The organism is Streptomyces sp. NPDC007983, from assembly GCF_042958345.1.
Classification (GTDB): domain Bacteria; phylum Actinomycetota; class Actinomycetes; order Streptomycetales; family Streptomycetaceae; genus Streptomyces.
Genome location: NZ_JBIBJI010000015.1, coordinates 151,367 through 163,371, shown reverse-complemented (window position 1 = coordinate 163,371; position 12,005 = coordinate 151,367). Strand labels below are relative to the sequence as shown.

The following is a 12,005-nucleotide window of genomic DNA, read 5'->3' as shown; positions in this document are numbered from 1 at the left end:
CATGTGCTCGGGATCGACTCGGGCGGATCGGGCGTACGGGTGGCCGTGGCGCGCGCCGAGGCCCTGCTCAGCGGCTCCGCGGAGACGCCGCTGACCTGGGCCTCAGCCACCCCCGTCGGCGTCGGCGACCGGGGCATCGACGCGGCCGGGCTGCTGGAGCGGGTGCTGCCCGCCGCCCATGAGCTGCTGCGCCGGGCCGGGGCGCGGCGACCGGCCGCCGTCTGCGTGGGCGCCGCGGGGATGGCCTCGCTCGGCGACGATCTGCGGGCGACGCTGCCGGGCGCGCTCGCGGAGGAGTTCGGGGTGCGCCGCCTCGCGCTCGCGGCGGACGCGGTGACCGGCTATGCCGGAGCGCTCGGTCAGCGGCCCGGCGCGGTGGTCGCCGCGGGCACGGGCCTGATCGCGCTGGGCGCGGTGCCGCTGCCGGTGCCGGTTCCCTCAGCGGGGGGCGACGCTACGACCGCAGACCCCGCGACCGCAGACCCCGCGACCGGCGGCCGCGTACCCGGGTGGCGGCGGGCCGACGGGTGGGGGCATCTGCTGGGCGACTGCGGCGGCGGGGCGTGGATCGGGCGGGCCGGTCTGGAGGCCGCGATGCGCGCGTACGACGGGCGTGAGGGCGGCTCGGGGCCGCTGCTGGCCCGGCTGGAAGCGGTCTTCGGCCCGGCCGGTGAGCTGCCGGGGAAGCTGTATCCGCGTCCCGACCGGCCCGCCGTACTGGCCTCCTTCGCAGCGGAGGTCGGCCGGTGCGCCGGCGGCGGCGATCCGGTCGCGGAGGCGATCCTGCGGGACGCCGCCCGCCACATCGCCCAGGCCGCCGCGGCGGTCTGTCCCCGGCCGGAGGCCGGTGACATCGCCACCGGTGACATCGCCACCGGTGACACCGCGACCGGTGACATCGCGCTGACCGGCGGCCTCTTCCGCATGGGCGCGCCCCTGCTGGCGCCCCTGCGCGCCGAGCTGGCCGCGCGGCTGCCGGGGGTACCGGTCACCGAGGCGGCCGGGGATCCGCTGGACGGCGCCCTGTGCGTCGCGGCGGCGCTCGCCGCCGGGGAGCTGCGGCTGCCGCTGGACGCGGGACTGCTGAGCGTCATCACCACGTGATGCACGACGACAACGCCCGTTAGCCGGGACGGGGGTTCCGCATTACGGACACCCTATCCGGTGTCCGAGCAGCTCTGTTCGCCCCCGCGCAGCATCGAACAGCGAGGCTCGGCAAAAGGGGACAGAAAACGCCCAGTCGCCCCCCTCCCGAACAGCCAACCCTATAGAGCGACTAACATGCGGCGCCATGAGCTCCCCCACAGGGCCCGCGTCCGGCCTGCCAGTACGAATGCCGCGTCCCCGCCAGCCCGGACGGCACCGCCGCCCGGAGCCCGCGGCCGCACCCGTGGGCGCACCGCCGCTGGTGCTGGCCGTTCCGGGGACCCCGGAAGCCGCCACCAGGGGCCTGGCCGAGGAGATCGTGAGCATCGCCCGCTCCGAGCTGCCCGGCCTCGACGCCCAGGTCGGCTATGTGGACGTGGAAGGCGAGAACGCGGAGTTCCCGCAGCTGGAGTCCGTGCTCGCGCGCGCCGCCCAGGACCGCACCGAGCGGCTGCGCCAGGCGCGGGAGGCCGCCAAGGCCACCGCCGCGGCCACCGCGGAGGCGATCGCCGCGGCCGAGGCCGCGGGCGAGGAGATCCCGGAGATGCCTCCGCCGCCCTCCGTCCCGACCGACGGCCCGTCGGCCGTGGTGGTCCCGCTGCTCGCGGGCCCGGACAACGCGCTGCTGCGCCGGATACGCCAGGCCGTCATGAGCAGCGGCTCCGCCGCCGAACTCACCGATGTCCTCGGCCCGCACCCGCTGCTCGCGGAGGGCCTGCACGTCCGTCTGTCGGAAGCGGGCCTCGCCCGCGCCGACCGGGCCCGCCTCTTCACCGTGGCGACCGCCGCGGACGGCATCATCCTGGCCACCGTGGGCGGCGGCGAGGCGGCCGACGCCGGTGGGATCACCGGCATGCTGCTCTCCGCGCGCCTCGCCGTGCCGGTGATGGCCGCCGCGCTGGACGAGGACGGGGCCGTGGTCCGCGTCGCCGAGCAGCTGCGCTCCGCCGGTTCGGCCCGGCTCGCGCTCGCGCCGTACCTCATCGGCCCGGAGGTGTCCGCCGAGCTGACCAAGGCGGCCGCCGAGGAGGCGGGCTGCGCCGCGGCCGAGGCGCTGGGCGCCTACCCGGCCGTGGGCAAGCTGGTGCTGTCGAAGTACGCGGCCGCGCTGGGCATCACGCTTCCGGCGTCCGCGGGGCTGCGCTGAATCGTCTCGGCAGCCGAGGGGCCTGCGAGGCGCGGGGCACGACACCCCGCGCCCGGCCCGCCCCATGACGCCCCGTACGAGCCCCCCGCGGCCCGTGCACCCCACGCGGCCCACGCGGCCCACGCGGTCAGCCGAAGATCACGCAGGACGCGGCCGGTACCTCGATGGAACCGCCGCGGCTCGGCACCCCGGTGGTGGGGTCGAGGCCGAACCAGGTGACGTCGCCCGAGCGTTCGTTCGCGACGTAGAGACGGCTGCCCGAGGGGTCGAGGGCCAGGTCACGCGGCCAGTGGCCGCCGCAGCGCGTGGTGGTGACCAGCTCCATGCGGTCGCCCGGGGTGTCGAGGGCGAGCGTCGCGACGCTGTCGTGGCCACGGCCGGCGACCCAGACGAAGCGGCCGTCCGGGGAGACCGCCGCCTCGGAGGGGAAGGTGTCGGTTTCCGTGCCGGGCGGGACGACGCGGGTCTCGGCGAGCGGTTCGAGGGTGCCGGACGCCGCGTCCCAACGGCACACCGTGACCGTCGGATCCAGCTCGTTGACGACGTACGCGCGGTCGCCGCGCGGGTGGAACGCCAGATGACGCGGCCCGCTCCCGGCCCGCAGCCGGACCTTCCGGCGCGCCCTCGGCCCGGCGGGCTCGTACACCCAGACGGCGTCGGCGCCGAGGTCGACGCTCAGCAGCCAGCCGCCGGACGGGTCCGGCAGCACCTGGTGGGCGTGCGGCTCACTCTGCCGTTCGTGGTCGGGGCCGCTGCCCTCGTGGCGCAGCACCGCCGTCGGCTCGCCGGGCCCGCCGTCTTCGCCGACCGGCAGCGCGCTGACGCTGCCGGAGCCGTAGTTGGCGGTGAGCAGATGCCCGGCGGCGAGCGCGAGATGGGTGGGTGCCGCGCCGTGGACGGGGACGGGGTCGCCGAGGAGGGTGAGCGGGCGGGCGGGGTCGTCGCCGGTCCGGAAGGCGGCGGCCGCGCCGTCGTCGGTCTCGCTCACCGCGTAGAGGACGTCCCCGCCGGGTGAGAGCGCGAGATACGAGGGGTTGGCGACCTCGTCCGTGGCGTAGCGCGGTGTCAGCGCCCCCGTGGCGCGGTCGACGTCCGCGACGGTGATCCCGGCTCCGCCCGCCTCGGTGAACGACCCGATGTACGCCCTGTACGCCCGTTGCTCCGTGCTCACCGTGCTGCCTCTCCAGCGGTTCCGCTTGCGGCCGACGCTAACAGCCCGGCCCGGACCAGGACTCTGGAATGGACGATTCCGTGCTTGACGCGCCGTCGGCGGGCCCCGGTCGGCGGAACCGCGGCCCGGTCCTCAGGCCCGCACCGGTGCGCGCAGCGGGTCGGCGAGGCCGGTCAGGGCGGCCTCCAGGTCGTGCAGATGGGCCAGGGCCCGGTCGGTGGCCGGGTGGGGCGGCGGCCCGGCGGGGGCGGGGGCGGCGCAGGACGGGCCGACGGGGGCGGTCAGGCGGCCCACCGCCGCCTCGACCCGCGCGCACGCCGCGGTCGGACGGGCGTCGTGGGACGCGACCGGGTCGGCGGCGAGCGCGGCGAGGCCGCGGGCCTGGCGGGCGCAGTCGTCGAGCGCCAGCATGACCTGGCGCGCCCTCGCCCGGCGGGCGCGCAGCGGGCTGAGCGGGTGCAGCAGCGGGGCGATCGACGCCCGCAGGCCCCGCAGCGCCGACTCCAGCTCGGCGACGTGCGGCGCGGGGTCGGCGGCCGGGTCGCCCGCGAGCCGCCGTGCGGCGTCGGCGGCGCAGTGCCGTACGGACTCCAGGGCGCGCCGGATCCACGCGTCCGTCGCGGCGTGGGTGGTCACCGGGAGCACCAGCGCCACGGCCAGGCCCGCCCCGGCCGCGCCGACGGCGGTCTGCTCCAGGCGCAGCGCGAGCAGCCCGGGGTGCAGCACGCCGAGCAGGCCGTAGAGCAGCCCGGCCATCAGCGTCACGAAGAACACCATCCAGCTGTACGACAGCGGCGCGGTGTAGAAGATCCCGAAGACGCAGGCGGCGACGAGGACGGCGGTGGGCGCCGGGGCGCCGTGCAGCGGTACGGCGACGGCGAGCCCGGCCGCGATGCCGCCGGCGGTGCCGATGACCCGGCGGAAGCCGCGTACCAGCGTCTCACCGCGTGAGGCGGTGTTGACGAAGATCCACCAGGCGGTGCCGACGGCCCAGTACCACCGCTCCCCGGAGAGCGCCTGGCCGACGGCGAGCGCGAAACCGCAGGCGGCGGCCGCCTGGAACGCCTGCCGGGTGGCGGGCGGCGCGGGCGCGGCGGCGGGCGCCCCGGGGGTGTGCCGCTCGACGCACCACACCCCGAACCGTACGAGCGCGGCGACCGCCACGCCCATCGGCACCACCACGGCCAGCACGGGCAGTTCACCCGGCCCGGCGCCCAGGAACTGGGCAGCGAAGAACATCATGAACGCGAAGATGCCGAAGGCGTTGCCGCGCGGCCCCCACCGCCGGGCGGCGACGCCGCAGAAGACCACCGCGAGAAAGGCCGCGTCGCGCCCGGGCGGCACCCGGTGCAGTACGGCGGCCAGCGCCAGCACCGGCAGGCCGACGGCCGGGAGCAGCGCGGTGGTGAGGGCCTGCCGTCGTACGGTCGGGTCGGCCACCGTGAACAGCGCGAGGAGCGCCGCGAGCCCGCCCACGACCGCGGCCTGCAGGGGCAGCCCGGCCCACGCGACCGCGGCGACCGCCGAGCCGACGCCGAGCACGGCCCGCGCCGAGACCCGCAGCCGCCGCAGCCCCGGATCGGGAGCCGCGAACATCCTCGCGCCGAGCCCCACCCACGTCCGAAAGTCGCGCAGCACCGCTGTGACCTGTTCCTTTCCCCTCCGGGCATGACAAAGGCGCTGCGGGGACCCGGATGCGGCTTCCTTGCCGTCCGGCGCAGCCCAGCGCAACGCCATCTGCCCATAAGAGAAGCACCCCATTACCATCGGCTCAAGCGATCACCGTTCGGCTGGGCCATTGGTACAGTCATTCGGCGGAGATTCCGACCATGAGGGAGCCGATGGCCCATGCCCGCACCGGGGGACGCGGTGGACGCGCTCGACGCGAAGATCCTGCGGCTGCTGCTGGAGCAGCCGCGCACCAGCGTGCGCGAGTACGCCCGGCTCCTGGACGTCGCCCGCGGCACCGTGCAGGCGCGGCTGGACCGGCTGGAGCGGGCGGGCGTGATCACCGGCTACGGGCCGTCGCTCTCCCCCGCCGCGCTCGGCCATCCGGTGCTGGCCTTCGTGCACATCGAGGTCACCCAGGGCCACCTGGACGACGTGGGCGACGCGCTGGCCACCGTCCCGGAGATCATCGAGGTGTTCTCGACCACGGGCGCCGGTGATCTGCTGACGCGGGTCGTGGCGCGGGACAACGAGCATCTGGAGGACGTCGTGCAGCGGCTGATCCGGCTGCCGGGGGTGGTCCGCACCCGCACCGAGATGGTGCTCAGGGAGCGGGTGCGGCATCGGATGCTGCCGCTGGTCGACGCCGTGGGGCAGACCGCGGGAACCCGCCGTCGGCCCTGATCACGTCCTTGGCATGCTGTCCGTATGAGCATCCGGCGGACCCCTTCTGTGATCTTCGACCTCGACGGCACGCTCGTGGACAGCGAGCCCAACTACTACGAGGCGGGCCGGCGCACCCTCGCCCGGTACGGCATCACCGGCTTCACGTGGGAGGAGCACACCCGGTTCATCGGGATCGGCACCCGCGAGACGCTGGAGACCCTGCGCGCGCGGTACGCGATCGACGCGCCGGTGGACGAACTGCTGGCCGTGAAGAACGGCCATTACCTGGAGCTGGTCCGCGCCTCCACCACCGTGTTCGGCGAGATGCGGGCGTTCGCCGAGCGGCTGCACGCCGCCGGGCATCCGATCGCCGTGGCGTCCGGTTCCTCCCGGCCCGCGATCGAGGCCGCGCTGACCGCCACCGGTCTGGACGCGCTGCTGCCGCTGTACGTCTCCGCGGAGGACATCGGGCGCGGCAAGCCCGAACCGGATGTCTTCCTGGCCGCCGCGCGGCTGCTGGCCACCGATCCGGCGGACTGTGTGGTGGTCGAGGACGCCGGGCCCGGGGTGGAGGCGGCGCGGCGGGCCGGGATGCGCTGCATCGCCGTGCCGTATCCCGGGGGCGCCGCCGGGGACGGCTCGGCGTACGACCACGCCGGGCTGATCTTCCGCGGCGGTCAGGGGGAGTTCGACGCGCGGGTGGCCTACGACTGGGTGACGGCCGGTGGTTGACACCCCGACACATCGTCATTTTCCCCCCGGTGAGACGATACCGGCGCCCACCCATCATCGGAGGAGAGCGAGGGCGTATGGGATTACATCGGGGTAACGCGGGCCGCCGCCGGGGAGCGGCCGTCATCGCGGCCACGGTGGCGCTGGCGGTCGCCGCGCCGGTCGCGAGCGCGCAGGCGGCACCGGCCGCCCCGGCGGCACAGACCGCCGCCGGTCCGTCCGGCATCCGGGCCAAGGGCGCGTATCTGCTCGACAACAGCGCGAACAAGAAGCTGTGGAGCAAGAGCCCGGACACCAAGCGCCAGATGGCGAGCATCACCAAGCTGATGACGGCGGTCGTGGTGCTCGACACCCGCGGCGTGAACCTCAACAAGAAGGTCACCGTCAAGCAGGCGTACCTGGACTACATCAGGACCAGTGGCGGCAGCGCGGCGGACCTGAAGAAGGGCGACAAGCTCACGGTCAGGCAGCTGCTGTACGGCATGCTGCTGCCGTCCGGCTGTGACGCCGCGATGGCCCTCGCCGACACCTTCGGCAGCGGGAGCACCACCGCCAAGCGCACCAAGTCGTTCGTCTCCAAGATGAACAAGAAGGCGGCCGCGCTGGGGATGACCAGGACCCGGTACGACTCCTTCGACGGCATCTCCACGCACGGCGCCAACTACACGACCGCCCGCGACCTGGCGAAGCTGGCGCGGCACGCGCTCGGCAACGCCACCCTGCGCACGGTGGTCAAGACCGTCGACACCGAGCAGAAGGCCCCGGCGGCCAACGGCCGGACCAGGTACTACTACTGGAGCAACAGCAACAAGCTGCTGGGCTCGTACAACGGCGCCATCGGGATCAAGACCGGTACGGGTACCGCGGCGGGCAAGTGCATCGTGTTCGCCGTCAAGCGGAGCGGCCGTACGGTCGTCGGGGTGCTCCTCGGTGACAGCAACCGGTATCCGGACGCGAAGAAGATGCTCGACTGGGCGTACCACACCGGCACCACGGTGACCTGGCGCAAGCTCCCCGCGGGCGCCCCGCAGGACTGACGTCACCCACGCCCGGTGCCCCGGCGGGGGCACCGGGCGTGGCGTACGCCGCGTGGCGTACGCCGCTCAGGGGGCGCCACTCAGGGGCGCGGGGCGAAGTCCCGCCAGGGCTTGCCCGCGACCGGCTCGGTGTCGACCCACAGAGACGTCACACAGTGCGGGCACACGTAGGCGACGACGGTGAGCGCGTCGTGGACGCGGACATCGCCGCCCAGGTCGTCCGGGCCGAGCGTCACCCGGCCCGCGAGGCCTTCCCAGCCGCCGGACAGCGAGCCGAGTCCGGCTCCGCAGTGGCGGCAGGCGGCGGACGGCCCGTCGGGGCCGGGGAACGTGCTGAGGGCGCTGCCCCAGATCCCGGTGGGCTCCCCCGCGACCGCTTGGGCGCCGCCCGCCGGGGCGGTCATGCGGGCGCGGCGGTCCTCGCGGATCCGCTCCCGGCGGGCCGCCGTCGCGGGCCCGTCCACGCCGCCTGCCGGGGTCAGGGCGACTCCGTACAGCCGGTCGGCGGCCTCCGGGGTCACCGCGTGGCGTTCGACGTCGGCGGCCACCCGGGCGGGGTCGCGCAACAGCGGGTCGCCGTAGCCGCCGCCGTTCTGGACGGTGCACTCGAAGACGTCGCCGTGGGCGATGCGGGCCGCCGGGGAGACGCCGGGCAGCGTTTCATGGCTGCCGTCGAGGTCGCCGAGCCGGGTGATGGCCTGCCCGGACGCCAGCCGGTCCAGCGGCCCGGCGGCGGTGACGCGCTCGAAGCGGGCGCACGATCCGGGCAGGCCGCCGAAGAGGCCGGTGCGGTTGGGCAGCGAGACGCCATGGGTGCCCAGGACGCCGGTCACCTCCGGGGTGTCGATCGGGGTGAGGGCGAACTGGATGCCGTTTCCGCCGCGGTGGGTGCCCGCGCCGCCGGAGTCGGGGACCTGGCGGCGCCACAGGTACATCAGCGGATGCCGCATCTCCTGCTGTTCGACGTCGGTCGCGCCGCCGCCGAGGATGACCATCGCGCCGCCCGCGTCGACCCCGTCGCGGAAGGAGAAGGCGGGCCCGCCCCACATCAGCGAGTCCATGTACATCGAGGCGAACGGCTGCCCGTGCTGGTCGGCGCCGCCGAACTGGCTCAGCTGCCACGAGCCGTCGCTCGGGCCGAACGCGAAGCTCTCGTACCGCTCGGAGAAGCTGAGCATCTTCGCGATCGCGCCGCCCGCCGAGCAGGTCGCCGTCCAGTTGGCGCCCGCGGCGCCGCCGCTGACGGGCATCGGCTCGACGGCGGTGACGCACAGCCCGTCGGGCGCCCTGACCTCCACCGGACGCATGATGCCGTGGTTCCAGGGGATCTCCGAGCCGAACGTGCACAGCATGAGCGTGGCCACGGCGCCGAGCAGCCCGCCGCGGGTGGTCATGCCGTACGCGGGGCTCTGCGGGCTGGCACCGGAGAAGTCGAAGACCAGCCGGTCGCCCGTCTTCTCCAACCGGCAGGGGACCTCCAGCAGTTCGATGCCCTGGTCGCCGTCGTCCCCCGAGCCGTCGGGACGGTCCAGGTACGAGGTGTGCTCGTACACCCCGTCCGGCAGCTCGCTCAGCATGGCCCGCAGATCGGCCTCGCTGTGGTCGAGGGTGCGCTCCATGGTGGTGCGCACCTGGCCGGTGCCGTAGCGGTCGCACAGCTGGTGGAAGCGGCGCTCGGCGACGCGCAGTCCGGCGAGGAAGGCGCGGAAGTCGTTGGCGACCGTGGTGGCCATGCGGGAGTTGGCGACGATGGTGTCCCACAGCTCCTGGTTGACCGTGCCCTTGCGGACGATCCGGCCCGGCGGGATCCGGATGCCCTCCTGGTAGACGTCGGTGGCGGTGGTGCACCAGCTGCCGGGGTCCATGCCGCCGAGGTCGACCTGGTGGGCCATGCAGCCGAGCCAGGCGACCAGTTCGCCGTCCCGGAAGACCGGGGCGCAGAACTGCACGTCGTTCTGGTGCATCGCGGCGATGTAGGGGTCGTTGATGATGAAGACGTCGCCGGATTCGATGTCGTCGTACCGGCGCTGGAACTCCCGGATCGCCATGGCGCCCGTGTAGACGGGGGTCAGCAGATAGGTGCCGATGACGGCCATCTCGCCGGAGGCCGTGTAGATGCCGAAGTTGTAGTCGGTGGCGTGGACGACCGGGGAGCCGGAGACGTGCTCGACGGTGGTGGAGCCCTCGGCGTTGATGGACCAGAGCTTGTGCCGGATCACCTCGTGGGTGACGGGGTCGGCCGTCCCGTTCGCGGCGGCCGCTTCCGTGCGTGCGGCGGTGTTCATCGTTGCTCCTTGATCGGGGGCGGGACGCGGCTCAGGGGCGGTTGTGGATGACGATGCCGCCGAGCCGGTCGACGACGGCCTCCTGGCCGGAGGCGATGACGACGGTGGTGTCCGGCAGCTCGACGATGGCCAGGCCGTCGATGCGCAGGCCCTCGTGGAGGTGGTCGGCGCGGTAGACGGTGGCGTCGGTCCACTCGCCGCCGCTGAACACCCGCCGGGTGTCCGGCCCGGCCACGGTCCCGGCGTCCTGGGGCCGCCGTACGGCGTCGAGTTCGGCGCGGGGGACGGGGCTCGCCGCGACGACCCGGAAGGTGGTGATCTCCACGCCGCCCTCGGGGAACGCCGAGCCCTTGCCGAACCGGCCCTCGTAAGCGTCGATGAACCGATCGACCATGGCGTCGACTTCCGCGCCGGTGATCGGGCCGTTGTCGAAGCCGACGGTGAGCACATGGATCTGGGCCCGGAAGCGGATCTCGACGGACCGGGTGAAGGTCACCGTCTCCCGGTCGGCCCCGGCCGCGACGAGCCCCTGGACGGCCCGGTCCTGCAGTGCGGTGAAGGCCGCCTCGATCTCCTCCGGCGGCAGCGCGGCCCCGTAGTCGGTGGTGCCGGGCGGCGCCTGGAGGGGCTTGGACAGCTCCTCGACCATGGTCAGATCGGAGCTGCCGATGCCGAACGCCGAGTGGACGGAGGCGGTGAGCGGGACGACGATCCGCGGGCAGCCCAGCTCGGCGCCGTAGGAGAAGGCGTGCAGCGGGCCCGCGCCGCCGTACGCGAACACCGCGAAGTCGGCCGGATCGTAGCCCTGTTCCACGGTCACCTGGCGCACCAGGTCGGCCATCCGGGCGTCCACGATGGTCTTGATGCCCTCGGCGGCCTGCTCGACGGTCAGCCCGGTCGGCCGGGCGATGTGCTCCTCGATGGCGGCGCGGGCACGCTCCACGTCGAGGGTGAGCCGCCCGCCGAGGAAGTTGTCGGGGTTGAGGTAGCCGAGCACCAGGTCCGCGTCGGCGACCGTGGGGCGCTCGCCGCCGCGCCCGTAACAGGCCGGTCCGGGGTGGGCGCCCGCGCTCTCGGGGCCGACGGCCAGCACCCCGCCCCGTACGGAGGCGATGGAACCGGCCCCGGCGCCGATGGCGCGCACCGCCACGGACGGCAGGGCGAGCCGGTCGCGGCCGATGAGGGTGGTGTTGGACATGACGGGGCGCTCGTCCAGCACCAGCCCGACGTCGAAGCTGGTGCCGCCCATGTCGGTGGTGACGATGTTGCGGTGCTGGTCGCGGCTGCCCAGGTACTGGGAGGCGACCACGCCGCCGACCGGCCCGGACATCACGGCCGCCGCCGCGCGCTTCTCCGCCTCGGCGAAGGTCGCGAGCCCGCCGCCGGACTGCATGAGCAGCGGCCCGGTCCGCAGGCCCGCCGCGGCCAGGGTGGATTCGAAGCTGTCCAGCGACGCCCCCAGCAGCGGGCGCAGACCGGCGTTGACCGCGGTGGTCAGGGTGCGCTCGTACTCCCCGATCCGCGGCAGGAATTCGCTGGACAGCGTGACGCTCGCCCCGGGCACCTCCTCGGCCACGATCTCGCCGACCCGGCGCTCGTGGGCGTCGTCGGCGAACGACCAGAGCAGCGAGACCGCGAAGACCTCGGCGCCGGCGTCCCGCAGCCGCGCCACGGCCCGCCGCACGTCGTCCTCGTCCAGCGGGCAGACGACCCGGCCCGCGTAGTCGACGCGCTCGGTGACCTCCTCGGTCAGCGAACGGGGCACCGCCGGGGGCTGCTTCACCAGCGTGCGGAACCGCTTGATCTCCTCCTCTTCGAGCCCGGTCCCCTTGAATCCGCGCATCGTCGTGAGGGTGTCCCCGAAGCCACGGGTCTGGATCAGGCCGACCTTCTTGGTGCGGCCCTCGAGCATGGCGTTGGTGGCGATCGTGGTGCCGTGGGCGAACATCTCGACGTCCGCGAGCAGTTCCGCCAGGTCGACGCCGCGCGCGTCGGCGGCGTCGACCAGGGTGTTCAGCACCCCTTCGGCGGGGTTGGCGGGAACGGTGGAGGACTTGTACCGGCCCACCCGTCCCGTGTCATCGATCACGACGGTGTCGGTGAAGGTGCCACCGATGTCGGAAGCCACGTAGTACGAAGGCATCCGGGAAGGA

9 protein-coding genes are annotated in these 12,005 nt (G+C 74.4%); 5 read left to right on the top strand and 4 right to left on the bottom strand.

Annotated features, from left to right (window positions below; all coding sequences use genetic code 11):
• Positions 1-3 precede the first annotated feature (3 nt).
• A complete protein-coding gene (locus tag ACFZCY_RS34170; RefSeq protein ID WP_391182286.1) occupies positions 4-1,104 on the top strand; it encodes a BadF/BadG/BcrA/BcrD ATPase family protein in 1,101 nt (366 codons plus the stop codon).
• A 187-nt stretch (positions 1,105-1,291) separates the two neighbouring features.
• The gene (locus tag ACFZCY_RS34165; RefSeq protein ID WP_391182124.1) at positions 1,292-2,293 is read left to right on the top strand and encodes a hypothetical protein; all 1,002 of its coding nucleotides are present in this window, start codon (positions 1,292-1,294) and stop codon (positions 2,291-2,293) included.
• A 127-nt stretch (positions 2,294-2,420) separates the two neighbouring features.
• Here the strand turns inward: ACFZCY_RS34165 and ACFZCY_RS34160 are convergent, their stop codons facing one another.
• Complete coding sequence (locus ACFZCY_RS34160; protein WP_391182121.1) at positions 2,421-3,464, bottom strand: beta-propeller fold lactonase family protein; 1,044 nt, start codon at positions 3,462-3,464, stop codon at positions 2,421-2,423.
• Between the two features lie 132 nt (positions 3,465-3,596).
• Entirely contained in the window at positions 3,597-5,060 is a 1,464-nt protein-coding gene (locus ACFZCY_RS34155) for an FUSC family protein (RefSeq protein ID WP_391182284.1), read from the bottom strand.
• 252 nt (positions 5,061-5,312) lie between these two features.
• Here ACFZCY_RS34155 and ACFZCY_RS34150 point away from each other — a divergent pair, with 252 nt between their 5' ends.
• The 3 genes from ACFZCY_RS34150 to ACFZCY_RS34140 all read left to right on the top strand — a co-directional run bounded on the left by ACFZCY_RS34150 (position 5,313) and on the right by ACFZCY_RS34140 (position 7,567).
• Positions 5,313-5,816, top strand: coding sequence for an Lrp/AsnC ligand binding domain-containing protein (locus ACFZCY_RS34150; RefSeq protein ID WP_391182118.1), 504 nt, complete (start codon positions 5,313-5,315; stop codon positions 5,814-5,816).
• Positions 5,817-5,840: 24 nt separating this feature from the next.
• Positions 5,841-6,530: an HAD-IA family hydrolase gene (locus tag ACFZCY_RS34145; RefSeq protein ID WP_391182115.1), complete on the top strand. Its 690-nt coding sequence runs from the start codon at positions 5,841-5,843 to the stop codon at positions 6,528-6,530.
• A 77-nt stretch (positions 6,531-6,607) separates the two neighbouring features.
• Positions 6,608-7,567, top strand: coding sequence for a serine hydrolase (locus ACFZCY_RS34140; RefSeq protein WP_391182112.1), 960 nt, complete (start codon positions 6,608-6,610; stop codon positions 7,565-7,567).
• A gap of 80 nt (positions 7,568-7,647) precedes the next feature.
• On the opposite strand, the gene ACFZCY_RS34135 is transcribed toward ACFZCY_RS34140, so the two are convergent.
• On the bottom strand, positions 7,648-9,852 hold the full coding sequence (locus ACFZCY_RS34135; protein ID WP_391182110.1) for a hydantoinase B/oxoprolinase family protein: 2,205 nt from the start codon (positions 9,850-9,852) through the stop codon (positions 7,648-7,650).
• A gap of 31 nt (positions 9,853-9,883) precedes the next feature.
• A complete protein-coding gene (locus ACFZCY_RS34130) occupies positions 9,884-11,995 on the bottom strand; it encodes a hydantoinase/oxoprolinase family protein (protein WP_391182107.1) in 2,112 nt (703 codons plus the stop codon).
• Positions 11,996-12,005: the final 10 nt, after the last annotated feature.